Source organism: bacterium (assembly GCA_019637795.1).
In the GTDB taxonomy this organism is placed as follows: Bacteria; Desulfobacterota; Binatia; order HRBIN30; family CADEER01; genus JAHBUY01.
This window is the reverse complement of sequence record JAHBUY010000001.1, coordinates 814,447-839,615: the sequence shown is the minus strand read 5'-3', so window position 1 is coordinate 839,615 and position 25,169 is coordinate 814,447. Positions and strand designations below refer to the sequence as shown.

Sequence of the window (25,169 nt, the reverse complement as noted above, 5' to 3'; positions counted from 1 at the left end):
GGAAGCGTTGACGACACGAAATTCCCCGCCTGCCGCGGCGCGGTCGCGATGTCTTCCGCGCCGCGAGCTGGTAACGGACCGTATGCGTTCGGCGGCGGTGCTCCTGTTCGTCGCGCTGCTGCTGGCTGGGCCGGCGGCGGCCCGCGACACGGCGCGGGTCGAGTCGGTGGTCGACGGCGACACCATCCGCGTCCTGATGCGCGGCGAGCGGTTGACCATCCGGCTGATCGGGGTCGACACGCCCGAGCTCGGCGATCGCGCCGACCGCGGCGCGCCGCCGCAGCCGTACGCGCGCGAGGCGGCGGCGTTCACCCGCGCCCGCCTGCGCGGTCGATCGGTGGAGCTCGCCTACGAGGCCGGCGACCGCCACGACCGCTACGGGCGGACGCTCGCCTACGTCTTTCTCGCCGACGGCACCTTCTTCAATCGCGAGCTGTTGCGCCAGGGCTATGCCCGCGCCTACGCGCGCGGCCCCTTCCGCTATCGCGACGCGTTCCTGGCCGACGAGGCGGCGGCGCGGCGCGCCGGCCGCGGCCTGTGGGGGCTGACGCCCGCCGGCCCGGTGATCGGCAACCGGCGCTCGCGGCTCTACCACCTGCCGGGGCAGGCGCACTACGACGACATCGCGCCCGCCAACCGCGTCTACTTCCCGACCGAGGACGCGGCGCGCGCCGCCGGCTACGCGCCCGCCATGGACCGCCGCGGCGGCGCGGCGCGCGAGGCGGAGTCGTCGCGATGAACGGCGTGCGCGTGCTCGATGCCGCCGATCGGCTCGGCGGCTTCGCGGTCGAGGTGATGCGCGGGCTGGGCGCGGAGGTCGCGCGGGCGCCGCTCGCCGCCGCCGCCCTGGCGCGCGCCGACGTCGTCGTCTGCGGACGCGCCGATCGCGCCTGGCTGCGGCGCGCCGGCGAGTGGCCGCGGCTCGTCTGGGTGGTGGTGACGCCGTTCGGGCTCGACGGCCCGCGCGCCGAGTGGGCGGGCGGCGAGCTGGTGGCGCAGGCGGCGGGCGGCATGGTGTGGCCCAACGGCAGTCCGGGGACGCCGCCGCTGCCGCTGCCCGGCGAGCCGGCGACCCGCGTCGCCGGCCTGCACGCGACCCTGGGGGCGCTGATCGCGCTGCAGGCTCGGCAGCGCGACGGCCGCGGGCGGCTGGTCGACGTCAGCCTGCAGGAGAGCGCGACGGCGTCGCTCGAGCATCTCGCCGGCGAATGGTTCGACCGCCGCGACCTCGGGCGGCGGCGCGGGTCGCTGCACTGGAGCGGCACCTTTCGCGTCGGCCGCTGCCGCGATGGCGAGGCGCTGCTCTCGCACGTCGGCGACTGGACGGCGCTGCGCGAGTGGCTGCGCGCCGACGGCGCCGCCGCCGACCTCGCCGCGCCGCGCTGGGACGACGTCGACGAGCGCTGCCGCCACGCCGCGCACGTCTTCGACGTGCTCGACGCCTGGGCCGCGACCTACGAGGTCGACGCGCTGGTCGAGCAGGCGCAACTGCGCCGCCTGCCGTTCGCCCCGGTGTGGAGCTGGGCCCGCTTCGCGCGCGAGCTGGGCGAGCCGCCCGGCCCGTCGCTGTTGTCCGCCGGGGCGGCGATCGCGCCAGGGCCGCCGCGCCCGCTGGCCGGGGCGCGGGTCATCGACCTCACCTGGGTGGTCGCCGGGCCGCTGGCGACGCGCATCCTCGCCGACTGCGGCGCCGAGGTGATCCGCGTCGAGCGCCCCGACGCGCCGCCGCCCGCCGGCACCAGCGCGATCAATCTGCAGCGCGGCAAGCGGCGGCTGTCCCTCGACCTGCGCGCCGCCGAGGGCCTGGCGGCGCTGCGCGCCCTGCTGCGCGACGCCGACGTCGTGGTCGACAACTTCAGCCGCCGCGTGCTGCCCAACCTCGGCCTCGACGACGCGGCGCTGCACGCGCTCAACCCGCGCCTGGTGATCGTCCACCTGACCGGCTTCCCGCCCGGCGACGGGCGCGCCGACTGGGCGGCCTTCGGCCCGACGCTGCAGGCGATGTCGGGCCTGGTCGACGCCATGCGCGACGGCGACGGCCGGCCGGCGGGCCCGGGATTCGCCTGGGCCGACACGGCGACCGCCTGGGCGGCGGCCGTCGCCATCACCGCCGCGCTGTGGCGCGGCGGCGCGGCGCGCCTGGCGCTCACCCAGCGCGACGTCCTCGGCCTCCTGCTGGCGCCCGTCCTGGCGGCGGCGCGCGCCGGCGCGCGGCCGCCGACCGCGGGCCTGATCGTGCGCTGCGCGGACGCGGACGACGGGGAGCGCTGGTGCGCGGTGGCGCCGCCGGACGATGCCGGCCAGCGCGCCGATCCGACGGCGCTCCTGGCGGCGGCCGGCGCGCAGCCGGCCGAGGCGCTGGTGGCGCGCCTGCAGGAGGCCGGCGTGGCTGCCGCGGTGGTGGCGACGCCGGCCGATCTCGCCGCCGATCCGCAGCTCCGCCACCGCGGCTGGTGGCGCCGCGTCGAGGGCGTCGCGCGCGACGGCATCGTGCCGCGCATCCGCGACCTCGGCGGCGATCGGTGCGCGCGGCTTTTTCTCCCGTCCGGTTGACGCCACCGCGGCGGACGCGCAATGGCCGAGGGGCGAAGGAGGTCGAGCATGTCGGACACGTTGGGCGTCATCCTCTGTTGCACGGATTTCTCCCCCGAGGCGGAACACGCCGCAGTGCACGCGGTGCGCCTGGCGCGCGCGACGAAGGCCACGCTCGTCCTCGCCCACCTGGTCCACGTGGCGAGCGGCGAGCTGCTGTCGCACGACCCGCACGGGCCGACGCACCTGACGCTGTCAGAAGGGCGCGAGCGGGCGCTGGAGCAGCTCGCCGCGCTGCGCCAGCGACTGGCGGGCGACTACCCGGACGTCGAGCTGGTCGCCAGGTTCGGCGCCCCGGCGGAGTCGGCGATCGCGCTCGCCAGGGAGCGCAACGCCGACATCATCGTCACCGCCGTGACCGATCGCCACACGCACCACCAACCGACCGACCTCCTGCACGAGAGCGTCACCCAGGCACTGATTCATCACGCCCCATGTCCGGTGCTGATCGTGCCGCCTCACGCCAGGTGAGCCGGCGCACCGTCACCTCCTGGTGGGCGCGCGAGACCTCGCCGCCGAAGAGGATGATGCCCCAGGCGACGTAGATCCAGGCGAGCAGGATCGGCAACTGCCACAGGGCGCCGTAGACCGCGCTGTAGCGCACCAGGCGGATGACGAAGAGGACGTAGCCCCACTGCGCGAACTGCCACAGCGTGCCGGCGACCACGGCGCCGAAGACCGCGGAGCGGGTGCGCACCTCGGTGTTGGGCAGCAGCGTGAAGAGCAGGGTGAAGCTCAGCCACAGCAGGCCGTAGGGCAGGCAGCGCAGGAACACCAGCACGACGACGCCGAGCCGCCAGGTCTCGAGGAAGTCGTAGATCCCGTGGCCCGGCTGGAGGATCGCGGTGAGGGTGAGCGCCAGCAGCAGCAGCAGCGGCGCCGCGACGCAGAGCAGCACGAAGGAACGGAACTTGCGCCGCCAGGTGCGGCCGCGCACGTTCCAGATCTGATTGAAGCACAGCTCGGCGTTGCCCATGATGCCGATCACGGCGAGCACGGCGCCGAGGGCCGCCAGCACGCCCACCGCCTTCAGGTTGGTGGCGTCGATGAAGTCGACGACGTCGCGCGCCACCGCCGGCGAGCCGGCGCCGACGGTGCTGACGACGAACGGCGTGAGCTGCCGGTGCAGGCCGAAGAGCTTGATCAGGGCGAAGATCGCCGCCGACAGCGGCACGAAGCCGATCAGCGTGTAGTAGGCGAGCGCCGCCGCCCACTGGATGCACTGGTGGGCGAGGAAGCGCACCAGCGCCAGCGGCAGCACGATCAGCGTCGCCGGCACCCAGGGGCGCAGGACGTGCGATTCGAACCAGGACTCGGCGGCGATCGGGGTGCCGTTCATCGGGTCAGGGGAAACGGAAGCACTAATGCACACCAATGACCATCAAGAAACACCGAGGGCGGGAGTCGATCGCCGCCCGCGAACGCCGCGCGCGCCACGCTCTGGTCCGTCGGGGGCCGCGCCGGCTCAGGTGCGGCAGAAATCGAGCACGAACGCCTCGAGGCGGATGCGCGGGTCGGTGGGCGTGCTCTTGAAGGCGATGTCGAGGTCCTGCAGGGCGAGCATGGCGCGCCGCAGATGGGCGCCGCCCACCCGGCCGGCGTTCTGCAGGCACTGGTAGAGGACGAAGGGGTGGATGCCGCCGAGCGCCGCCTTCTCGTCCTCGTCCAGGGTGGGGAGGAGGCGGTCGCGGAAGGTGTTGTAGGTGGTGCGCGGCGTCCAGCTCCCGGCCAGCGAGCCGCGCAGACAGTCGCGGGCCAGCAGCAGCAGGCGCAGCTCGCGGGCGATCAGCGACAGCAGGCGCAGCGGGTGCTCGCCCTGGGCGAACAGGGCGCGGAGCTGGGCGACGGCGGCGCCCGCCTGCCGCTGCGCCAGCGCCTTGGTGAAGTCGAAGACCCACGACTCCGCCAGGTCGCGGACGCTCTCGCGCACCGCGGCCTCGTCGATGGTCGCCGCGTCGCCGGCATAGAGACAGAGCTTCTCGAGCTCGCCGGCGAGGACGCCGGCCTGGCTGCCGGCGCGGCGCACGAGCAGTTGGCGGGCGCCGGGAGTGAGCCGCTTGCCGGCGCCGCCGACGACGCCGGCGATCAGCGCGTCGACGCTCTCGGCGCTGAGCGCCCCCGAGCGCTCGCGCTGCACCGCCAGCTCGAGCACCGCGCCGCCCTGCTGGATGGTCTTCACCACCCGCTTGCGCCGGTCGGCGGCGCTGGCGGTGAACAGCAGCACGGTCTGCGGCGAGGGGCTGGCGAGATACAGCTCGAGCTGGCCGCTCTCGTCGCGGAAGGCGCTCACCGTCAGGCCGCGCTCGGCGCAGAGGGCCCGCAGTCCGTCCAGCACCGCCGCCTCGCCGGCGTCCAGGCGGCGGCCGAACAGCGCGCTCTGCTCGCTGCCGCTCATGGCGCTCCAGTCGGCGGCGGCGAGCTCCGCCTGCGTCCAGCCGGCGAGCGCCGCCAGCACCAGCAGCTTCTCGGCGGCCTCGAGCGGCCGCTCCTCCTCGACCGCGGCGAACAGCGCCTCGGCGACGTCGGCGCGCTTCTCGCCGGAGAGGAACAGGGTCGGCTCGCGCACCCAGATCAGTTTGGTGCCGCCGAACAGGCTCGGCATGCGCAGGCTGTCGAGGATCGGGCCGATCGGCGCCGAGCGGCCGTCGTACTGCTCGAGGCTGAAGCTGCGCTTGTCCGGCGGCACCAGCGCGTCGATGAGCGCCCGCGCCACCGGCTCGGTCGCGAAGGGCTCGCCGATGATCAGGTACACCGGCAGCGGCCGCTGCGCCGCGGCGGCGACCAGGGCATCGATCTCGGCGGCCATCGGCTCCTTCTAATCCGCCACCGCGATGTCCCGCCAGCCGCCCGGCACCAGGCGCTGGCACCCCTGTATGATGCCTTCGGGCCGCGCCGTCAGCCGAGGGTGAAGTAGAAGGTCGCGCCGCCGTCGGCGGCGCTCTCGGCCCACACCCGGCCGCCGTGCCGGGTGATGATGCGGGCGACGGTCGCCAGGCCGATGCCGTGGCCGCTGAACTCACTGGCGGCGTGCAGGCGCTGGAACGGACGGAAGAGGCGGTCGGCATAGGCCGGGTCGAAGCCGACGCCGTTGTCGCGGACGAAGAACACCACCCGGTCGCCATCGCGGCGGGCGCCGACGGCGATGGCGGCGCGCGGGCGGGGGCGCGAGAACTTCACCGCGTTGCCGAGCAGGTTGTCGAGCACGGCGCGCAGCAGCGCCGCATCGCCCTCGCCGCGCAGCCCCTCCTCGACCGCGACGTCGATCCGCCCGTCCGTGTCGTCGCGCGCCAGCGCGGCGGCGACCTCGCGCGCCAGGGCGCTCAGATCGACCGGCTCGCGCCGCAGCTCGCCGCGGGCGACGCGCGACAGCACGAGCAGTTGGTCGAGGAGCTGGCGCATGTTGGCGGCGGCGCCGACGACGCGCCGCAGCAGCGCCAGGGCGTCCTCGGGCAGGGTGTCGCCGTAGTCCTCGACCAGCGCCTGGCAGAAGCCGTCGATCACCCGCAGCGGCGCGCGCAGGTCGTGCGAAGCCGAATAGGTGAACGCCTCGAGCTCGCGCGCCGTCGATTCCAGCGCCGCGGTGCGCTCGTCCACGCGCGCTTCGAGCACCGCGTTCAGCTCGCGCAGCGCGGCCTCCGCCCGCCAGCGCTCGGTGATGTCGATGTGCCCGATCAGCACCGCCGGCCGCCCGGCGAAGGTCATCGGCGCGCAGGAGTTGAGCACCCGCCGCTCCTCGCCGTCGCGCCGCCGCAGCCGGAACTCGAAGCGCCGGGTGCGCGCCGCGCCGGAGGCGAGGTAGGTCGCCAGCTCCTCGCGCATCGGTTCCCGATCGTCGGGATGGACGAGGCGCTCCAGCAGCGCCGCGGTCGGCATGCCGGTGAGCTCGTCGATCGGGTAGCCGCTCAGCTCGGCCGCCGCCTGGTTGGCCATCAGCACGTGGTCGCCGCTCACCACCAGCAGCGCCTCGAGCGAACGCTCGAAGACGGCGCGGTAGGCCTCCTCGGCGCGCCAGCGGTCCGTGAGGTCGGCCACCGCCACCAGCGCCGCGGGGGCGCCGCGGTGGCTGACGGTCGCCGTCTGCAGGAACAGGTGGCCCTCGGTGCCGTCGAGGCGGTGGACGCGCAGCGCCGCTCGGCGCGGCACCTGGCCGGTGGCGCGCCAGCGCTCGATGTAGAGGTGGATCGTCTCCAACTCGTCGGGATGGACGAGCTGCTCGATGATCTCGCTCAGCGGCCGCTCGAGCACGGCGCGCCCACCGGCGCCGAGCATCGCGTCGACGGCCGGATTGGCCATCACGATCCGATTGCCCTGGATCAGCAACATGCCGTGGATCGCGCCCTCGAAGATCGTCCGGTAGGCCTCCTCCGCCTGCCAGCGTTCGGTGTCGTCGACGTAGGTGAGCAGCCGGGCCGGTTCGCCGCGATACGGGAAGTCGGTGCGCAGGGCGACGATGTGGCGCACGTTGCCGTCGGGGCGACGGATGCGGTAGGCGAGCGCGCCGTCGTCGCGATGGCCGTCGGCATAGCGGCGGACGGCCTGCCGCTGCTCCTCGCGATCGTCGGGGTGCACGATCAGGTCGATGAGCTGCTGCAAGGGCGTGCTCGTCAGCTCCTCCAGCGAGCGGCCGGTGATCGCCGCCATCGCCGGGTTGGCGAGCTGGATGCGGTCGCCCGCAATCACCGCCAGGCCGTTCACCGAGCGCTCGAAGATGGTCCGATACGCCTCCTCCGCCTGGGCGCGCTCGCTGACGTCGATGTACACCACCAGGCGCGCCGGCCGGCCGCGGTACTGCACGTCGGTGTGGGTGGTGATGACGTGCCGCGTCTGGCCGTCGCGGCGGCGGATGCGGAATTCGAAGCCGCCGGCGCGCGCCCGGCCCTCGAGGTAGAGGCGCGCCGCCGCCGCCATGCGCTGGTGATCCTCGGGATGGACGAGCGCCGCGGTCAGCGCCAGGAGCGAGCCGCCGCGCAACTCATCCGCCGAGTAGCCGGTGAGCGCCGCCAGGGCGGGGTTTGCGAGCACGATGCGGTCGTCCTGCACCACCGCCAGCCCCTGCTGCGAGTGCTCGACGATCGTCTGATAGGCCTGCTCGGCCTCGACCTGCTCGGTGACGTCGGTGAGCACGCCGCGCAGCGCCCGCAAGCCGCCGGCCTCGTCGAGCACCGGGCGGGTGGACGAGCGCACCCAGTGCACGCCGCCGGCGGCGTCGAGGATGCGATAGGTCTGCGGGTCGCGCTGGCCGGCGAGCGTCCGCTGCAGGCTCCGCAGCACGGCCGGCAGATCGTCGGGGTAGATGAAGTCGCGGAACGGACGCCCGAGGTAGGCCTCGGGCGGGGAGCCGGCGAGCGGCACGATCGAGGGGCTGAGGTAGGTGATGCGCTCGTCCGCGCCGATCTCGAACACCACGTCGTGCAGCGATTCGACCAGCTCGCGGTAGCGGGCGTCCGATTCCTTCAGGGTCGTCGCGACCCGCCGCCGTTCGCGGGCGTCGGCCAGCTCGCGCTCGATCGCCGGCACCAGGCGCACCATGCGGTGCTTGCTGACGTAGTCCTGCGCCCCGGCCTTCATGGCGCTGACCGCGACCTCCTCGCCGACCTGCCCGGAGACGATGATCACCGGCAGCTCGGGGTCGGAGGCGCGGATCATCTTCATCGCCGCCAGGGCGCTGAACCGGGGCATGACGTAGTCGCAGGTGATGACGTCCCACGGCCCGTCGCGCAGCGCGTCGGCGAGATCGGTGGCGGTGTCGACCCGGCGCCACGCGGTCTCGTAGCCGCCGCGCCGCAGCTCGCGCAGCAGCAGCTCGGCGTCGGCCTCGCTGTCCTCGATCAGCAGTACGCGCAGGGGCTTCGCCATCGCTTCGTCGGGCGCCAGGCCGGTGGCCGCCGGGTCGCCGCGTTCACGTCTAGCCGAGTCGTTCGGTTGCACAAGCCGGAAAGGGCGGCGCCGCCGGCTCACCGCCGGCGGCCGCCGAACAGCGCGCCCAGGACCCCGCGGACCAGCGAGCGACCCGCCTGCGTGCCCATGCTGCGGATGACGCTGGTGCCGATCGAGATCGCCGCCTTGGTCAGCGGGTCCTGGGGCGCGGCGCCGCCGCGGCCGCCGCCGGGCGGCGTGCCGGCGGCGCGCTCGGCGCGTTGGCTCAGGCGCTCGAAGGCCGACTCGCGGTCGATCGTCTGCTCGTAGCGCTGGCGCAGCGGCGAGTCGCGCACCAGCGCGGCGCGCTCGGCCGCCGTCAGCGGCGCCAGTTGGCTGCGCGGCGGGTAGATGAGGGCGCGCTCGACCACTGATGGCGCGCCCTGGGCGTCGAGCACCGAGACCAGCGCCTCGCCGACGGCGAGCTCGGTGATCGCGGTCGCCGTCTGCAGTCGCGGATTGGCGCGGAAGGTATCGGCGGCGGTCTTCACCGCCTTCTGGTCCCTGGGCGTGAAGGCGCGCAGGGCGTGCTGGATGCGGTGGCCGAGCTGGCCCAGCACCGCGTCGGGCAGGTCGAGCGGGCTCTGGCTGCAGAAGTAGACGCCGACGCCCTTGGAGCGGACGAGGCGGACGACGCGCTCGACCTCGTCGATCAGCGCCTTCGGCGTGTCGTCGAAGAGGAGGTGCGCTTCGTCGAAGAAGAACACCAGCGTCGGTTTCTCCGGATCGCCGACCTCCGGCAGCCGCTCGAACAGCTCGGCCAGCAGCCACAGGAGGAAGGTGGAATAGAGGGCCGGCGTCTGCATCAGGGAGTCGGCGACCAGGATGTTCACCACCCCGGCGCCGTCCCGTGTCCGCAGCAGGTCGTCGAGATCGAGCGCCGGCTCGCCGAAGAAGCGCTCGCCGCCCTGCTGCTCGAGCCCCAGCAGGCCGCGTTGGATGGCGCCGATGCTGGCGGTCGAGACGTTGCCGTAGGCGCTGCGCAGCTCGGCGGCGCGGTTGCCGACCTCCTGCACCATGGCGCGGAGATCCTTGAGATCGAGGAGCAGCAGGCCGCGGTCGTCGGCGACCTTGAAGACGATCGCCAGCACGCCCGCCTGGGTGTCGTTGAGCCCGAGCAGGCGCGCCACCAGGAGCGGCCCCATCTCGCTGACCGTGGCGCGCACCGGCAGCCCCTGTTCGCCGCGCAGGTCCCAGAACGTCACCGGACAGGCCGCCGGCGCGAGCGCGACGCCGAGCTGGGCGGCGCGCTCGACCACCCTGGGGTTGTCGCCGCCCGGCCGCGCCATCCCCGACAGGTCGCCCTTCACGTCGGCCAGGAAGACCGGCACGCCGATGCGGCTGAACTGCTCGGCGAGCACCCGCAGGGTGACGGTCTTGCCGGTGCCGGTCGCACCCGCGATCAACCCGTGTCGATTGGCCATGCGCGGCAGCAGCTCGATGACCTCGTCGCCCCTGGCGATCGGCAAGGCGGTGGAATCCATGGGCACTCCCTCGCGGGCGCCGTAGCAGCCCGTTGAAGAACAGGTCGGCTACTGCGGGCAGGTCTTGTGCGCCAGCTCTTCGTTGCCGAATCCTCGACAGAACCGACCGGTTTGCCTCCGGTTCGGCGCCTCGATCTGGCGCACAATCCCTCGCCCTCGCTACGCCGCCTGTTTTTCAACGGACTGTTAGCACACGCCCGGGGCGGCCGAAGCACCCGATCGCCGCGCGCTGCCCCGCGGCGGCCGAGGTGGCGGGCGAGCGCCGTGTCCGGCGAGCCACCACGGCGCCGGTCGCGGGCGCGAAAAACCGTGCCCGCGACCCTTGTCGAATCCGCCTTGCTCTGTATTTTCCCGGCACCAGCGACCGGCGGGAGATCCCGCGGACATCAGCGGAGGGGGGCCCATGACGGGAGGCGGAGCTGAGAGAAGACGGGAGACTCTGGCGAGCGCGACGCTCGCGGCGGCGATCCTGTTGTTGGCGAGCGCGGCGCTCGCCGACCAGGTGACGTCGAAGGGCACGGTGCTGACCGGGACGATCACCGGGTTCACCAGTGCCGGCCTGACCCTGGAGCCGGAGTATGGCAAAGGATCGTTGGCGATCGCGTGGGAGAACGTCGAGGACGTGAAGACCGACGGCCCCTTCCAGGTGCTCTACGGCGACGGCCTGGAGGCCGACGCGCCGCTGCAGGGGATCAGCGACGACAAACTGCTGGTCGGCGGCGCCGCCGCCACCGCCACCGCCATCCCGACCGCCGACATCCACTCGGCGCTGCCGATCGGCCCCGACGGGTTGACCTGGCAGGACGAGCTGCGCAGCGCCTGGCGCTACTGGGACGGCAGCGCCGACTTCGGCCTCAACCTGCAGCAGGCGACGACCGACACGTTCGGCTTCCTGCTCGGGCTCCACACCACCCGCGTCAACGCGCCCACCCGCTTCTCGATCGGCGGCGACTACCGCTACTCGACGCAGAAGAAGCAGGGCGAGAACACCACCACCATCGAGGACCGCGCCTTCGGCGCCCTGCGCGAGGAGTACGACTTCACGGATGCCTTCTACGGGTTCGCCGCCGGCGACGTGACGTACGACGCCATCCAGAAGTTGAGCATCCGCGGCGTGCCCCGGCTCGGCGTCGGCTACACCGTCTGGCAGGAGAAGCTGGAGGCCCCGAAGCGCAACTTCCTCGCCGTCGAGGCCGGCGGCGCCTGGGTGTACGAGGGCTACTTCAGCGGCACCGGACCGGTGGTCAACAAGACGACGGGCGAGACCCGCGACCACAACGACTACTTCGCCGTCGCCTTCGGCGCCGCCGCCGCCTACTACTTTCCCTACGACATCTCCCTCGGCTACCGGCTCGACTACCTGCCGGCGATCGACAACTTCACCACCGACTACCTGCTGCGCAACGCGCTCGAGCTGACGGCGCCCCTGATCACGCCGCTGAGCGCGAAGTTCTCGCTGCTCGACGAGTACAACAACAACCCCGCCGCCGACGCCCAGCGCAACAGCCTCTACCTGGCGTTCGGTCTCTCGCTCGGCTGGTGAGGGGCGGCGGTAGGAGACGGTGACGGACACCTGGCGGGCGCGACTCCACCGCTGGCGCTGGTGGCTGGCCGCCGCCGCGGTGCTGCTGGTCATCCGCGCCGCGCTGCCCGAGGTGCTGCGCCGCGTCATCGTCAGCCAGGCGTCGCAGGCGCTGAACGCGCGCGTCGACGTCGGGGACGTCGACCTGCGCCTGTGGCGCGGCGGCATCGCGCTCGAGGACGTCGCGGTGCGCGAGAAGGGCGCGCCCGAGCCGCCGCCCCCCGCCGCCGAGGAGGAGGACGAGCACGCGCCGCCGCCGCCGGCGTTCGACGCCTACAGCCCGATCGTCGGCTTCAAGCGCCTGGCGGTCGAGCTCCGCTACCTGCCGCTGCTGCGCAAGACGATCCAGCTCCGCTCGATCACCCTCGACACGCCGCGCGTCGCGCTCGACCGCCTGGCGAGCGGCGACCTCAACCTGCTGGCCCTGGTGCCGCAGCAGCCGGTCGCGGTCGAGGCGGGCGCGCCGCCGACCGCCGGCGCCACGCCGGCCGCCGTCGCCGCCGAGGGCACGCCGTGGGCGTTCGGGCTCGACAAGTTCGAGCTCACCGACGGCCGCGTCCGTTTCCGCGACCTGGCCCTCCAGGGCAGCGAGCCGGTCGAGCTCGGCATCGCCCGCGTCTCGGTGGACCAGATCGCCCTGACGCCGGCGGTCTACGGCAAGCCGGGGACCATCGCCGTCAAGCTCGGCGTCGACGAGGGCACGATCGACGTCACGGCGCACGTCACCCTCGACGACAGCCGGGTCAGCGTCGTTACCGACGTGACGGCGCAGAGCCTGCCGCTGCGCCGGGCGCGCCTGTACGTGCCGACGGTCGGATGGAGCGATCTGCAGGGGGCACTCGACCTCGGTCTCACCTACGAGCTGGTGCCGGAGCAGACCAACGCGCTGCACGGCACCGTCGCGCTGCGCGACGTGTCGGTCGCCGTGCCCAGCCTCAGCGACGTGGCCGTCGGCTGGCGCAGTCTCGAGCTCACGCTCGAGCGCATCGACTTGCTCGCCCAGCGCGCCGCGGTGCGGTCCGTGGCGCTCGACGGCGCCACCGTCGCGGTGCGCGTCGAGGGCGGCGATCTGCTCCCCGCGCTGGCGCCCAGGGGCGCCGCGCCGCCCACCGACACGCCGGCGGAGCCGACGGCGGCAGAGACGGCGGCGGAGACGCCGGCGGCCGGCGAGGGCGGCGCGGTTGCGAGCCCCGCGCTGGCGCCGTCGACCGACACGCCGGCGCCGGCGGCGCCGGAGCCGACCACCACTGGCGCGGCCGACACCGAGGGCGCGGCCTCGGCGACCCCGTCGCCGACGCCGGACGAGGGCGCGCCCGGGGCGACGGAATCGCCGCCCAGCGAGTCGGCGCCGGCCGCGGCCGCCTCGCCGGCGGCGCCGACGCCGGCGGCCAGCCCGTGGGGCTGGCAGGTGGCGAACGTCACGATCACCGATTCCCGGCTGCGGGTGGTCGGCGACCTGGAGCCGATCGACATCGGTGTCGGGCTCGACGCCGCATCGCTGACTGGCGACGCCGACGCGATCGGCCATCTCGCGCTCGCCGTCGCCATCGCCTCCGGCACCATCGATCTCGCCGGCGACCTGCGCCTGGCGCCGCTGCCGGCGTTCGGCGGCACGCTGCGGATCGCCGCCCTGCCGCTGCCGGTGCTGCCGGTGGTGCGGCGCATCCTGCCGTCGTCGGCGATGCCCTCCGGCGAGCTGCGCGCCGACCTGGCGATCGCCGCCGGCCTGCCGTCCGCCGCCGGCGGCGAGGCGGCGGCGGACCGCGTCGCGCTCAGCGGCACGCTCGGGCTCGCCAACCTGCGCCTGGCGCCGCCGCAGGTCCCCGACCTCGCCCTCGATCTGCCCGATCTCGAGCTGCGCCTCGACCACGTCGCCGTGCCCGGGGTCATCCCGCCGGGACGGCCGGCCGCGCCCGGGGCGGCGATCGAGCTCGCCGCCGCGCTGACCCTGCGCGATCCGCACGTGGCGCGCGGCGGCGCGGCGCCGCTCGACGTCGCCGCGCAGTCGATCGCGCTCGCCGTGCCGTCGCTCACCGTCCCTGCCGCCCTCGCCAGGCTCGGCCCGGGGGACGCCGTGGTGCGGGTCGCCGGCGAGCTGGGGCTCGACCTCGAGCGCCCGCGCGTCGCCCAGGGCGAGGCCATGGGCTTCGAGGCCGCGCACGTCGGGTTGCGGATCAGCGACGCGAGCCTGCCGATCCTGGCGACGGCCGCCGCCGCGGACGCGGTTTGCGGCGAGGCGGCGGGCGTCGCGGTCCACCCGCCGGCGGCGCTGGCGCTGCAGCTCGACCTCGTCGACCCGAAGCTGACCAGCGAGCAGGGCCGCGAGCTCAATGCCGGCGCGCAGGCGATCGGGCTCCAGCTCGCCGACGTGCGGCTGCCCGGTTTCGTCGCCGGCGCGCCGCTGGCGCCGAGCGCCGAGCCGCTGCAGGCGAAGGCGACCCTGTCGCTGACCGCGCCGCGGCTGGCGCGCGGCGACGGCAAGGAGCTGGCGATCAGCGCCAGGTCGATCAGCGTGCCGCTGCAATCGCTGTCGCTGCCCGGCGTGCCCGGCGGCATTCCGCCCGGCGCCGCCGTGCCGCCGCTCCGCGCCGCCTTCGGCGAGATCCGCGTCGAGGCGCCGGCGATCCGGGTGACGCGGACCAAGGAGGGCATCGTCCTGCCGGCGATGGGCGGCGGACCGCCGGCGGGCGCGGCGGCCTCGCCGACCGCCGCGCCGACGCCGGCGGCGCCCGCCGCATCGCCGAGCGCCCAGCCGCTGGCGGTGCAGGTCGCGGCGCTGCGCGTCCTGCGCGGCGGCATCGACTTCACCGATCGCGCCGTGCAACCGCCGGCGACGCTGCGCTTCGCCCCGATCGAGATCGAGGCGCGCGACATCGCGCTGCCGGGACCGCAGGCGAAAGCGCTGAAGGTGGACATCACCGCGCTGCAGCAGGGTCGGATCACGGTCCGCGGCGACCTCGGCCCCGACGCCAGCACCCTCGAGCTGAAGGTCGACGACCTGCCGCTGGCGCCGCTCAACGCCTACGCCACCACCTACTCGCCGTACGGCATCGCCGACGGCGCGCTGACCATCGACGTCAAGGCCGACGCCAAGGGCGGCAACTACACGGTGCAGAACGACATCCGCCTGCACCAGTTCGATCTCAGCGGCAGCGAGGGCGACTCGCTGTTCGAGCAGAACTTCGGCATTCCGCTCAGCCTGGCGCTGGCGCTGCTGCGCGACGTGCAGGGCAACATCGACCTCAGCGTGCCGATGCAGGTGGATCGCCAGGGCAACACGCAGATCGACCTCATGGCAGTGGTGCGCAGCGCCCTGAAGCAGGCGCTGGCCGGCGCCATCACCTCGCCGCTCAAGATGCTCGGCGCGGTCGCCGGCGGCGCCGGGGCGCCGATCGCGCCGCAGCCGATCGCCTTCCGCCTCGGCCGCGCCGAGCCGACCGGGCCGGGCGCGGAGAGCGCGGCGCGCCTGGCGGCCTTCCTCGCCAGCCGTCCGGCGATGGGCGTGCAGTTGACCTGCGCCGCCACCCCGGAGGACGCCCGCTGGCTGCACGAGCAGGCGCTGCTCGCCTCGTGGGCGGACGAGGGCGTCTTCGCCCGCTCGCTCGCCTTCGTCACCGAGCGCGGTCCGCGGCAGCGCATCCGCGCCTATCTCGAGGCGCGGGTGGCGGATCAGAAGCCGGAGCTGTCGGCGGAGGACGCCGCGACGCTCGCCGCCTGGCTGCAGGAGATTCCGCCGCCGCCCCCGGACGCGCTGCAGGCGCTGGCCGAGGCGCGGCTGGCGGCGGTGGAGAGCGTGTTGCGCGAGAAGGGGATCGACCCCTCGCGCATCAGCCGCGGCGCGCCGCCGGAGGAGGCGACGAAGCCGATCGTCGGGATCAACCTGCGGACCGCGGCGACCGCCGAGGCCGAGGAGCCGGACGAGCGATGACACGATCGCGGCGCCGGCGCGCCGCGCTGACCGCGGCGCGCACCCGCCGCATTCGAGGAGGAGAGCCATGCTGAAGGAATTCCGGGACTTCGCGATGAAGGGCAACGTGCTCGACATGGCGATCGGCATCATCATCGGCGCCGCGTTCGGCAAGATCGTCAGCTCGTTCGTCGCCGACATCATGATGCCGCCGTTGAGCATGCTGATGGGCAAGGTGGACTTCACCAACTGGTTCATCAGCCTGAGCGGCGGCGACTACGCCACCCTGGCGCAGGCCCGGGCGGCGGGCGCCGTGACCCTCAACTACGGCACCTTCGTCAACAGCATCATCGACTTCGTCATCGTCGCCTTCGCCATCTTCCTGCTGGTGAAGCAGGTGAACCGGCTCAAGCGGGAAGCCCCGCCGCCGGCGCCCGCCGAACCGCCGGCGCAGGAGAAGCTGCTGGCGGAGATCCGCGACCTGCTCGCCCAGCGCGTCTGATCGGGGCGGCGGCGCGCCGGCAATGACCAAGATCAGCGATCGCGCTGTCGCGCGCATTGCCGGCGCCGCCCCGGGCCGCTATCCGCACCACATGGGATCACGCAACGGATCGACTCCGCCGACGACGGTGATGGCGCCGTCGGATGCGTTCTTCTGGCATGCCGAACAGGCGACGCCGGAGCTGCGGCCGCTGGTCGCCGGCCTGTTCATGCTGGATCGCTGTCCGGACCATCCGCGGCTGCGGCGCGCCCTGCAGCGTCTGGTAGCGCTGGCGCCGCGGCTGCAGCAGCGGATCGTCGATCCGCCGTTCGGCATCGGGCTGCCGTCGTGGGTCGGCGATGCCGGGTTCGATCTCGACTACCACCTGCGGGTGGTGTCGCTCACCGACGATGGCGACGCGCCGGCGCTGCTGGCGCTGGCCGGCGAGATCTTCTCGGCGCCGCTCGACCCCATGCGCCCGCTCTGGGAGGCGCACGTGATCGAGGGCCTCGAGGGCGGCCGCGCCGCCCTCTTCCTGAAGATGCACCACTCGCTGCTCGACGGCGCCGGCTCGGTGGCGCTGTTCGACGGCCTCACGCAAGCCCACCGCGGCGAGGCCATCCGGGTGCCGCGCGGCGGCCGGGCGCGCCTCGGCACGCCGCCGCGCCCGCCCGCCTCGCTCGCCGACACGCTGCGCGCCGCCGCGGATCTGCTCTCCGGGCTCGCCGATCCGGCGCAACTGCGCCGCCTGGCGCGCGGCCTGGCCGGGATGCTGGGGGAGGTGGGACGGGCGAGCGAGAGCGCGGCGTGGCACGCCGGCGGCTCCGGGGTCGGGCGGCGGCTGGCGATGCTCGAGGTCGACCTGGGGCGATTGCAGCGCCTCCGCCACCGCCTCGGCGCCACCCTCAACGACGTCGTGCTCGCCGCCGTCGCCGGCGCCCTCGGCGCCTACGAGGACCTCGGCCGCCGCGGGCCGCGCGAGCTGCAGTGCATGGTGCCGATGAGTCTGCGCGATCAGCAGGATCGCGCCGCGCTCGGCAACCGCGTCGGCGGCTTCACCGTCGGGCTGCCGATCCGCGAGCGCGGCGCCGCCGCCCGGCTGGCGCACATCCAGGCGCAAACCCGGCGCGCCAAGTCGGACGGCCACGCCTCGGCGTTCAAGGCGATGATGCAGGCGGCGGCGTACGTGCCGCCGGTGCTGTTCCGCGCCGCCGGGCAGATGGTCGCCGGCAAGCTGCACCTGCTCTGCTCGAACGTGCCGGGGCCGCCGACGCCGCGCTACCTCGCCGGGGCGCGCATCCAGGCGGTCCATCCCTTCGCGCCGGTGATGCGCGGCACGCCGCTGTCGATCGCCCTCATGTCCTACGCCGGGCGCGTCGGCTTCGGCATCGACAGCGACCCGGCCGAGATTCCCGACCCGGAGCGCATCGCCGCCCTGCTCGAGCGCGAGCTGACCGCGCTCGAGCGCGCCGCCCGCGCCGGCCGGCCCGTCCGCCGCGCCGCCTCCGCCTGAACCGCCGCCAGGCGCGATTCGCTTCGATTTCTGATACAGCGCGCAGCCGCAGGCGCCGCGCCATGGATCACGTCAGCATCGTCATCCCGGTCTGGAACCAGTGGCCGCTGACCCGGGCCTGCCTGGCGGCGCTGGCGTCAGCGCGGCGGCCGCGCGACGAGGTGATCGTGGTCGACAACGGCTCGCGCGACGCGACCGCGGCCGAGCTGGCGCGGATGCCGTGGCTGCGTGTTCTCACCAACGAGGCCAACCGCGGTTTCGCCGCCGCGTGCAACCAGGGGGCGGCGGTCGCCAGCGGATCGGTGGTGGTCTTCCTGAACAACGACACCCTGGTGCCCGACGACTGGCTCGAGGGACTGCTGGCGCCGTTGGCCGATCCGGCGGTCGTCGCCACCGGGCCGATGAGCAATTGCGCCTCCGGTCCGCAGGGGGTCGAGCGCGCCGCGTACGACGCGGGGTCGCTGACCGCCTTCCGCGCCTTCGCCGCCCGCTGGCGCCGCCAGCACCTCGGGCAGACGCAGGAGACGCCGCGCCTGGTCGGCTTCTGCCTGGCGGTGCGGGCGAGCGCGCTGCGGGCGGTCGGCGGCTGGGACGAGGGCTTCGCGATCGGCGGCGCCGAGGACGACGACCTCTGCCTGCGCCTGACGGCCGCCGGCGGGGGGCTGCGGATCTGCCGCGACACCTTCGTCCATCACCACGGACACGCGACCTTCGTCGGCAACGATCTCGACTGGTTCGCCATCCAGCAGGACAACCTGCAGCGCCTCGCCGCCAAACACGGCGGCGCGGCGGAGCGCGATCCGCAGCGGCCGCTGCTGTCGGCCTGCCTGATCGTCCGCGACGAGCGCGAGCTGCTGCCGGTCTGCCTCGCCTCCCTCGAGGGGCTCGCCGACGAGATCGTGGTCTACGATACCGGCTCGACCGACGGCACGCCGGGGCTGGCGCGCGCCGCCGGCGCGCGGGTCGTCGAGGGCTACTGGGATGACGACTTCGGCGGCGCCCGCAACCGCGCCCTCGCGCACTGCGGCGGCGACTGGGTGCTGCAGGTCGACGCCGACGAATGCGTCGCCGGCGATGCCGGCGCGCTGCGCGCGGCGCTCGCCATGGCCGCCGCGGATGCGTTCCTGATCGCCATCCAGAACCTGGACGGCGACGGCAAGAGCGACGTCTGGCACCGCAGTTGCCGGTTGTTCCGCCGCGCCGACTTCCGCTGGCAGGGGCGGCTGCACGAGCAGGTCGTGCCACGCGCCGGCGCGCGGGCTCGCCCGGTCGCGCTCATGCCCCATGCGTGGTTGATCCATGGCGGCTACACGCCGGAGCGCATGCAGGCGAAGCGGAAGGCCGAGCGCAACATCCGCCTGGCGACCCTGGAGACGGCCGGCGGCGGCGACCCGGTGGCGGCGCTGGTGAACCTGGGGCGCTCGTACATGATGGCCGGGCGCCGCGAGGAGGCGCTCGGCCTCTTCGTCCAGGCGCGCGCGCTGGCGTGCGACGCGCCGAGCCTGCGGCGAATTCTGTGCCGCTCGGCGGCGCAGCTCCATCTCGACGCCGGCCGCGCCGCGGAGGCGCTGCCCTGGTTGGACGATCTCGAGCGGGCGTCGGCGGCGACCGACCTGGCGCGCTATCTGCGCGGCCGCGCCTACGCCGATCTCGGCCGCTGGCGGGACGCGCTGGAGGAGCTGGGCGGGCTCGAGGAGCCGCGCGACGAGGACGGCACCGCGCTGCCGCGGCACCTCGTCGACCTCTGCCGCGCCCGTTGTCACTTCGTCCTCGGCGAGTGGGCCGCGGCCGCCGATGCCGGGTCGCGGGTGGCGCGCGGCGCCACGGTGGACGAGCCGGTCTGGCACATCCTCGCCGAGAGCTGCCTGCGCGCTGGCCGCGCGTTGCGCCCGCTGCTCGATGCGGTGCCCGAGTCGCGGCTGTCGGCGATCTTCGCCCAACTGGTGCGGCTGCCGCCGGCGATCGCCCACCCGCTGCTCGACGCCGTGGTGGACGATCCGCGCTACCGCGTCCACGCCCTGGCGCTGGCGATCCGCCTCGCGCCGTCGATGTCGCCGGAGCAGGCGGCGGTCTGGTCAGACCGCCTGCGGGCGGTCGGTCTCGCCGACCATTGTCCGCCGCCGCCGCTTCCGGTATCCGCACCGTGCTGAGACGAGCACCATGAACCAGCGCGCGGGCCGGCCGGCTCGCGTTCCGTGCAACCCGCCGCACCCGCGGCCGAGGAGAAGATGATGGAACCGCAGAACGGAAGCCACCCGCACCCGGACCACAGGCTCGGCGACGCGGTGCTGGCGGCCCTGGGCGAGATCGATCGCCTCGCCGCCTCCGCCGCCACGAGCCCCACGACGATGACCGCCGGTACCTGGTCCATCTCGATGAGGTGGGCGGTGACCGAGGTACGGCTGCCCATGGCGATAGCGTCCCAGAGCCTCTGGGTCCCGGGTGCCGCCACCCTGGCGGACGCGCCCGCGCGGCGCCCGTCCGAGTAGCCGTTGCGCGCGGCGGCTCGCCGCCGCTGACCGGATCGCCCGCCACGAGGGCACGGCTCCGCCGTGCCCGGGGAAACGCCCAACCTCGCCGGCGTGTCGCCAGCGCGCGGCCGCGGTCAGGCGCCCAGGAAGGCGAGCAGCAGCTCGTTCACCCGCGCCGGTTCCTCGTGCTGGACCCAGTGCGAGGCGCCGGCGAGGTATTCGGCGCGGCCGTGGCGACAGAGCGCGATGCTCTCCTCGGCGACGGCGCGGTCGCCGAATCGGTCGTCGAGGCCCCAGATCATCAGCGTCTCGACGTCGATGAGCGGCAGCGTGGCGGGCAGGCGCTTGCGCAGCAGGGCGCGGTACCAGTTGATCATCGCCGTCAGCGCCCCGGGCTGCGCCCACGCCCGGCGATAGGCGGCGAGATCGGCGTCGCCGAACGTGCCCGGACGGCTCGAATCGACCAGGCTGCGCGCCAGCGCCCGGAAGTCGCCGGCGCGCAGCACCCGCTCGGGCAGGCCGGGCAGGGCCAGCGCGTACACGTACCAGCTCTTCCGCCGCTGCCGCGGGTTGTGCCGCATGGCGCGGCGCCAGAGCAGGGGGTGTGGGGCGTTGAGCACGGCCATGCGGCGCAGGCGCTGCGGGTGCGTCGTGGCGATCCACCAGGCGACGGAGGCGCCCCAGTCGTGTCCGACGACCTGCAGCGGATCGAGTCGGAGGTGGTCGGCGAGGGCGAGGACGTCGCCGGCGAGGCGGTCGAGATCGTAGGCGCCGACGCCGGCGGGCTTGCCGGAGCGGTGATAGCCGCGCTGATCGGGGGCGACGACGCGCAAGCCGGCGGCGGCGAGGGCCGGGATCTGCCGGCGCCAGCCGATCCAGTGCTCGGGAAAGCCGTGCAGCAGGACGACCGGCGCGCCATCCGGCGGTCCGGCCTCGACGAAATGCAGATCGACCCCGTCGACCGTGGTCATCCCGGGGCGCAGCGGCACGCCCGCCAGGTCAGCGAACGATTCGTGTCCGAGCATCGGCGCCGCGCATAGTGCGTTCGCCGCCGGCGGACAACCCCGCGCCGGGCCCCGGGCGGGGATTCCCGCCATCGCGCAGCCCGATGTGGGACGCGGGCTCAGTAGGCGACGTGCGCCTCGAGGGTGCCCTGCTCGGTGCGGACGACGACCAGGCGCGACATGCAGGGCATGCAGTAGACGCGGTCGCCGGGGCGCAGCTCGCGGCTGGAGCGGATCACCACCTTGCACACCGGGCAGATGACCTCGTTCGGCGCCAGCTCGTCGCCGGCGCCTTTCCACTTGCGGTAGAACTTGCGGTACTTCTTCGGCACCTCGTCGAAGCCGGTGTCCTCGAGGAGGTAGCGCTGGCGCGGCCGCTCGGCCTCGAGCGCCTCCTCCGACTGCTGCAGCGGATCGCTCATCGCGCGAACCCCAGGCGTTCGACCGATTCCAGGTAGGCGCGGCCGACCCGGCCGCGCTCGTCCTGCGGCGTGGCGATGGCGAGCATGGTCTCCTCGAGCGCGTCGAGCACGAGGTGGTCGAGCTCGCTCTTCACCCGTCCGAGGCGGGCGCGGATGTGCGGCGCGACCGCCAGGCGGCGCCCGAGCTCGTTCTCGCCGAAGCCGATGTGGCGGCGCTCGTCCTTGATGATGCCCTGCAGGACCTCGCGGGTGATCGGGTCGGCGGTCTGCGCGTGGCTGTGGAAGACGGCGAACTCGAGCGCCTCGAGGATGACGTTCTGGGCGAAGATCGCCGCCTCCCAGTCGCGGCTGGCGACCAGCTCGAGCAGGCGCTGGCGGAAGAGCAGGATGCCGCGGCTGGCGCGCTTCTCCATCTCCACCTCGGGCTCGGCGACGCCGAGGTCGCGCAGCCGGCGCAGCAGCACCTCGAGATGGCGGCCCTCGTCGGCCACCTGGGTGGAGAGGAACACCTTCGCCAGCCGGTTGGGCGCGAAGGCGATCAGGCCGCTGGCGCCCTCGAGCGCGGCCGTCTCGCCGATGCAGTAGTTGCACAGCACGGTGATCAGGCGGTCGCGCTCGAGCTCGCCGAGCGGCGCCTCGGCGGTGTCCGGCCGATGGCCCCAGGTGAGGCCGGACAGGTAGCCCTCCACGGCCTGGAACCAGAACTCGAAGGAGTGCACCTCCTCGAGGAACTCCTCCGGTTCGAGGTCGTGGATGTCCATCACCGCCGAGCGCTCGCGGACCGCGCCGCTCACGGCCGGACGGGCGTCTGGTAGTCGATGCCGATGCGGCCGAGGCGGACCTTGAACTCCTTCAGCACCGTGTCGGCGAGCACCACCTCCATCGCCTCCGGCTCCATGCCCGCGAGGTCGACGCCCTGGAAGCGCGCGTGGTGCTCGAGCCCCGCCTCCTGCTCGATGCGCTTGAATTCCGCCGCCGCCGTGTTGTTGCGGAAGGCGTCGGCGAAGGTGGCGAGCATCCAGTAGGACATCTCCTTCTGCATGCGCTCGACCTCGGCCTTCTTCTCCGGGTGGGCCTTGATCAGCGAGCCGATGCGGTTCTCGCCGAAGCCGACGTGCCGCCGCTCGTCGGCGATGGTGCCGCTCAGGGTGTGCGCGAACTTCGGGTTCATGTCCTGGTTGAGCGCGTGCAGCATCTCGAAGACGCTGAACGCCATGCCCTCGAGGACGATGTTCTGACCGACGACGCCGGCGATGAAGTCCTTGCGGTCCACCTTGTCGAGCAGCACCTCGGCGAACTTGACCAGGTTGGGATTGGCGAAGTGGCGGATCGTCGACTCGAGATCCTCCTTCTTCACGCCGAGGTCGTAGAGCCGCTGGGTGAAGATCTCGACGTGGCGCGCCTCGTCGAGCGTCTGCGTCGCCAGGAAGCGCTTCGACGCCTCGTCCGGCGCGGCGTTGATCAGGCCCGACGACGCCGACAACGCGCAGCGCTCGCCGACCACGAGCTGCACCGTGGCGCGCAGCGTCTCCTCGTGCAGCAGCGGGTTGGTGATCAGCAGCTCGGGCTCCTTCTCGCCCGGTTGGTGGCCGTACTCGGTGTTCTCCAGGTAGCCCTGCGGGCAGGACTCCAGCCAGTTCTGGATCGAGTACGCGGACAGGAAATCAGACATCACGACCCTCCTTGGGCGATAAGTGAATGCGAATTCAGTAGCGGCGAGCCGTGATGCCGCACATGACGTTGGTCAGGGTCGGAGCTGATGAAGCGCGGCAACGGGAGGCGCGCCCGCGCCGCGCAGGGTCATTGCCAGGTTGACCGTGAACGCGACCAGCGCCGCGACCCCGAGCATGCCGCTCACCGCGGTGGCCGGCCACAGCGCCGGCGGGCCGCCGAGCGCCACCACCACCTGCAGAGCGCGCAGCGCCACCGCCGCGTTGAGCAGCCAGAATGTCGCGTCGCGCCAGGCGCCGCTCCACAGCGCGGCGCCGCTCAGCGCCGGCAGGATGCGCAGCGCCACGCCGACGATCATCTGGGTGAGGAAGCCGACGGTGAAGGCGTGGCGACCGAAGTCGGCGACCGCCGGCGGCACCTCGCTGTCGACCGCCGCCGCCAGCGCGCTCGCCGCCGGCACGCACACCACCCACACCAGGAGCCAGCCGTAGGCGGCCTCGAAGAAGCGGCCGGCGAGGGCGCTCGATCGGGTCGCGGCGCTGGCGATGTCGAGCCGGCCGACGTAGACGAGCACGACGAGCGAGAGCAGCACGCCGGCGAGCGCGCGCGCCAGCGGCAGCGCCGTGATCGGCGCCAGCGCGACGACCCCCACCCAGGCCAGCACCGCCGCCTGGTAGGCGAGCGCCACGGCGCGGCGGCCGCCGGCGGCGGCGCGGAGCTGCAGGAAGCCGGGCAGCATGCGCAGGCCGAAGCCGAAGATCCACGAGGCGGCGAAGCCGTAGAGGGCGGCGTCCCAGAGCGCCGGCAGCAGGGCGGGATGGCCGCAGGCGACGGCGAGGGCGAGCAGCGAGGCGACGATCAGCCAGACGCAGCCGGCGCGCAGCCAGGGTTCGATGCGCTCGCGGGTCGGCGTGCCCGATCCCAACGTCCGCGCCACCACGATGGAGAAGGCGATCGCGGCGAGCAGGAGAGCGGCGGCGCCGGCGACGTGGATCGCCGGGCCGAGCGGCGCATCGACGAAGGCGGCGAGCGCGATCGCCAGCACGCCACCGCTCTGCAGCCAGTACGAGGCGTCGACCAGCCGCGGCCGCGCCAGCGGCGCCGCCACCATGCGCGGCAGCGCGTGGTAGGCGACGCCCATGATGAACAGCGCCGCGAAGCCGAACACCTGGGCGTGCGCGTGGGCGACGCGGGCGGCGTAGATCGGCAGCCGGACCAGTGGACCGACCGGGGCGGTCAACGCCGCCAGCGTCAGGGCGCCGAGGGCGGTGCCGAAGGTGAGCGCGAACAGCAGGCTGGTGACCAGGAAGCGCCGCGCGCCGGCCGCCGCCGGGCGGTCAGGCGACATCCCGCATCTCGTCGTGCTGCGCGATGCGGGTCAGGCGGTCGATGTCGGCCAACACCACGTCGCGTCCGTTGCTGCGGATCGCGCCCTTGCGCTTCAGCGCCGCGAGCAGGCGGATGGCGGTCTCGGTCGAGACGCCGATCATCTCCGCCAGCTCGCGCCGCGAGTAGCGCAGGCCGAGCGACTGGCCGGGGCCGATGTCGCCGGCGGCGCGCGCCAGTTGCAGCAGCAGTCCGGCGAGGCGGCTCTCGGCGCCCTTCAGCGCCAGGTCGCGCGCCTTGCGCCGCGCCAGCGACAGCTCGCGGCTGAGCGCCGCGAGGAAGCGCACTCCGGTCTCCGGATGGCGCTGGATGAAGGCGGTCAGGCGCTCGCGGGAGAACGAGGACACCTGCGCCTCGGTCAGGGCCTCGGCCGAGACCGACATGACGTCGCCGTCGTCGAGCGAGAGCTCGCCCACCAGCGCGCCGGGCCCGGCGACCTCGAGAATGTGGTCGCGGCCGAAGCGGTCCGAGTGGTACAGCTTCACCGCCCCATGGCAGACCAGGAACAGGGCCGCGGCCGGCGTCCCCTCGCCGAAGATGACCTGGCGCGGCCGGTACAGCGTCGCCGTGCAGGCGGCCCGCAGGTCGCCGAGGACGTCGGCCGGGACATCGCACACCAGGCTGCCGGACCGGGCGGTACAGGTTTCACAGGCGATTCGACGCATATCGGGGACCCCTCCTGACCCCTGCACAGCAATCGCCTGACCAAGGTCAGCGAAGCCGCTGATCCACACCCGGCT

General features: G+C 74.0%; 19 protein-coding genes. 9 read left to right on the top strand and 10 right to left on the bottom strand.

What is annotated here, in order from left to right; all coding sequences use genetic code 11:
- Positions 1-82 precede the first annotated feature (82 nt).
- The 3 genes from KF840_03570 to KF840_03560 are packed head-to-tail and all read left to right on the top strand — an operon-like array spanning position 83 to position 3,063.
- A complete protein-coding gene (locus tag KF840_03570) occupies positions 83-739 on the top strand; it encodes a thermonuclease family protein (protein MBX3023969.1) in 657 nt (218 codons plus the stop codon).
- Positions 736-2,553 (top strand): CoA transferase, encoded by a 1,818-nt coding sequence (locus KF840_03565; GenBank protein ID MBX3023968.1) that lies wholly within the window; start codon positions 736-738, stop codon positions 2,551-2,553. The genes KF840_03570 and KF840_03565 overlap by 4 nt, the downstream gene beginning before the upstream one ends.
- Before the next feature lie 48 nt (positions 2,554-2,601).
- A complete protein-coding gene (locus KF840_03560; GenBank protein MBX3023967.1) occupies positions 2,602-3,063 on the top strand; it encodes a universal stress protein in 462 nt (153 codons plus the stop codon).
- Here KF840_03560 and KF840_03555 read toward each other — a convergent pair.
- From KF840_03555 to KF840_03540, 4 genes are all read right to left on the bottom strand, one after another.
- Complete coding sequence (locus KF840_03555) at positions 2,999-3,931, bottom strand: YihY/virulence factor BrkB family protein (GenBank protein ID MBX3023966.1); 933 nt, start codon at positions 3,929-3,931, stop codon at positions 2,999-3,001. The two genes, KF840_03560 and KF840_03555, sit on opposite strands and share 65 nt — an antisense overlap.
- Positions 3,932-4,057: 126 nt before the next feature.
- A complete protein-coding gene (gene holA, locus KF840_03550) occupies positions 4,058-5,398 on the bottom strand; it encodes a DNA polymerase III subunit delta (protein MBX3023965.1) in 1,341 nt (446 codons plus the stop codon).
- Positions 5,399-5,487: 89 nt separating this feature from the next.
- Positions 5,488-8,448 carry a PAS domain S-box protein gene (locus tag KF840_03545; GenBank protein MBX3023964.1) on the bottom strand — a complete coding sequence of 987 codons (2,961 nt, stop codon included), beginning with the start codon at positions 8,446-8,448 and terminating at the stop codon, positions 5,488-5,490.
- A 98-nt stretch (positions 8,449-8,546) separates the two neighbouring features.
- Positions 8,547-9,992, bottom strand: a complete 1,446-nt coding sequence (locus KF840_03540; protein ID MBX3023963.1) for a DUF853 family protein — start codon at positions 9,990-9,992, stop codon at positions 8,547-8,549.
- Between the two features lie 403 nt (positions 9,993-10,395).
- Here KF840_03540 and KF840_03535 point away from each other — a divergent pair, with 403 nt between their 5' ends.
- The 6 genes from KF840_03535 to KF840_03510 all read left to right on the top strand — a co-directional run bounded on the left by KF840_03535 (position 10,396) and on the right by KF840_03510 (position 19,964).
- On the top strand, positions 10,396-11,535 hold the full coding sequence (locus KF840_03535) for a DUF481 domain-containing protein (protein MBX3023962.1): 1,140 nt from the start codon (positions 10,396-10,398) through the stop codon (positions 11,533-11,535).
- A gap of 19 nt (positions 11,536-11,554) precedes the next feature.
- Positions 11,555-15,502, top strand: a complete 3,948-nt coding sequence (locus KF840_03530) for a DUF748 domain-containing protein (protein ID MBX3023961.1) — start codon at positions 11,555-11,557, stop codon at positions 15,500-15,502.
- Positions 15,503-15,569: 67 nt separating this feature from the next.
- Positions 15,570-15,983: a large conductance mechanosensitive channel protein MscL gene (mscL, locus tag KF840_03525; GenBank protein MBX3023960.1), complete on the top strand. Its 414-nt coding sequence runs from the start codon at positions 15,570-15,572 to the stop codon at positions 15,981-15,983.
- 91 nt (positions 15,984-16,074) lie between these two features.
- Complete coding sequence (locus tag KF840_03520) at positions 16,075-17,475, top strand: wax ester/triacylglycerol synthase family O-acyltransferase (GenBank protein ID MBX3023959.1); 1,401 nt, start codon at positions 16,075-16,077, stop codon at positions 17,473-17,475.
- 62 nt (positions 17,476-17,537) lie between these two features.
- Positions 17,538-19,625 carry a glycosyltransferase gene (locus tag KF840_03515; GenBank protein MBX3023958.1) on the top strand — a complete coding sequence of 696 codons (2,088 nt, stop codon included), beginning with the start codon at positions 17,538-17,540 and terminating at the stop codon, positions 19,623-19,625.
- Between the two features lie 81 nt (positions 19,626-19,706).
- Entirely contained in the window at positions 19,707-19,964 is a 258-nt protein-coding gene (locus KF840_03510) for a hypothetical protein (GenBank protein ID MBX3023957.1), read from the top strand.
- A 116-nt stretch (positions 19,965-20,080) separates the two neighbouring features.
- Here KF840_03510 and KF840_03505 read toward each other — a convergent pair whose 3' ends face one another.
- The 6 genes from KF840_03505 to KF840_03480 all read right to left on the bottom strand — a co-directional run bounded on the left by KF840_03505 (position 20,081) and on the right by KF840_03480 (position 25,094).
- Complete coding sequence (locus tag KF840_03505) at positions 20,081-20,917, bottom strand: alpha/beta fold hydrolase (GenBank protein MBX3023956.1); 837 nt, start codon at positions 20,915-20,917, stop codon at positions 20,081-20,083.
- Positions 20,918-21,069: 152 nt separating this feature from the next.
- On the bottom strand, positions 21,070-21,372 hold the full coding sequence (locus tag KF840_03500; protein MBX3023955.1) for a hypothetical protein: 303 nt from the start codon (positions 21,370-21,372) through the stop codon (positions 21,070-21,072).
- Complete coding sequence (locus KF840_03495; GenBank protein ID MBX3023954.1) at positions 21,369-22,166, bottom strand: long-chain fatty aldehyde decarbonylase; 798 nt, start codon at positions 22,164-22,166, stop codon at positions 21,369-21,371. The genes KF840_03500 and KF840_03495 overlap by 4 nt, the downstream gene beginning before the upstream one ends.
- Complete coding sequence (locus KF840_03490) at positions 22,163-23,044, bottom strand: ferritin-like domain-containing protein (GenBank protein MBX3023953.1); 882 nt, start codon at positions 23,042-23,044, stop codon at positions 22,163-22,165. The genes KF840_03495 and KF840_03490 overlap by 4 nt, the downstream gene beginning before the upstream one ends.
- Positions 23,045-23,116: 72 nt before the next feature.
- A complete protein-coding gene (locus KF840_03485; GenBank protein ID MBX3023952.1) occupies positions 23,117-24,391 on the bottom strand; it encodes an NnrS family protein in 1,275 nt (424 codons plus the stop codon).
- Positions 24,381-25,094, bottom strand: a complete 714-nt coding sequence (locus tag KF840_03480) for a Crp/Fnr family transcriptional regulator (GenBank protein MBX3023951.1) — start codon at positions 25,092-25,094, stop codon at positions 24,381-24,383. Before KF840_03480 ends, KF840_03485 begins: the two co-directional genes overlap by 11 nt.
- Positions 25,095-25,169: the final 75 nt, after the last annotated feature.

Excerpts from the sequence above, each read along its gene's own strand:
- KF840_03570 (MBX3023969.1), top strand. The coding sequence starts at position 83 with ATGCGTTCGGCGGCGGTGCTCCTGTTCGTCGCGCTGCTGCTGGCTGGG.
- KF840_03565 (MBX3023968.1), top strand. The coding sequence starts at position 736 with ATGAACGGCGTGCGCGTGCTCGATGCCGCCGATCGGCTCGGCGGCTTC.
- KF840_03560 (MBX3023967.1), top strand. The coding sequence starts at position 2,602 with ATGTCGGACACGTTGGGCGTCATCCTCTGTTGCACGGATTTCTCCCCC.
- KF840_03555 (MBX3023966.1), bottom strand. The coding sequence starts at position 3,931 with ATGAACGGCACCCCGATCGCCGCCGAGTCCTGGTTCGAATCGCACGTC.
- holA (MBX3023965.1), bottom strand. The coding sequence starts at position 5,398 with ATGGCCGCCGAGATCGATGCCCTGGTCGCCGCCGCGGCGCAGCGGCCG.
- KF840_03545 (MBX3023964.1), bottom strand. The coding sequence starts at position 8,448 with ATGGCGAAGCCCCTGCGCGTACTGCTGATCGAGGACAGCGAGGCCGAC.
- KF840_03540 (MBX3023963.1), bottom strand. The coding sequence starts at position 9,992 with ATGGATTCCACCGCCTTGCCGATCGCCAGGGGCGACGAGGTCATCGAG.
- KF840_03535 (MBX3023962.1), top strand. The coding sequence starts at position 10,396 with ATGACGGGAGGCGGAGCTGAGAGAAGACGGGAGACTCTGGCGAGCGCG.
- mscL (MBX3023960.1), top strand. The coding sequence starts at position 15,570 with ATGCTGAAGGAATTCCGGGACTTCGCGATGAAGGGCAACGTGCTCGAC.
- KF840_03520 (MBX3023959.1), top strand. The coding sequence starts at position 16,075 with ATGGGATCACGCAACGGATCGACTCCGCCGACGACGGTGATGGCGCCG.
- KF840_03515 (MBX3023958.1), top strand. The coding sequence starts at position 17,538 with ATGGATCACGTCAGCATCGTCATCCCGGTCTGGAACCAGTGGCCGCTG.
- KF840_03510 (MBX3023957.1), top strand. The coding sequence starts at position 19,707 with ATGGAACCGCAGAACGGAAGCCACCCGCACCCGGACCACAGGCTCGGC.
- KF840_03505 (MBX3023956.1), bottom strand. The coding sequence starts at position 20,917 with ATGACCACGGTCGACGGGGTCGATCTGCATTTCGTCGAGGCCGGACCG.
- KF840_03500 (MBX3023955.1), bottom strand. The coding sequence starts at position 21,372 with ATGAGCGATCCGCTGCAGCAGTCGGAGGAGGCGCTCGAGGCCGAGCGG.
- KF840_03490 (MBX3023953.1), bottom strand. The coding sequence starts at position 23,044 with ATGTCTGATTTCCTGTCCGCGTACTCGATCCAGAACTGGCTGGAGTCC.
- KF840_03485 (MBX3023952.1), bottom strand. The coding sequence starts at position 24,391 with ATGTCGCCTGACCGCCCGGCGGCGGCCGGCGCGCGGCGCTTCCTGGTC.
- KF840_03480 (MBX3023951.1), bottom strand. The coding sequence starts at position 25,094 with ATGCGTCGAATCGCCTGTGAAACCTGTACCGCCCGGTCCGGCAGCCTG.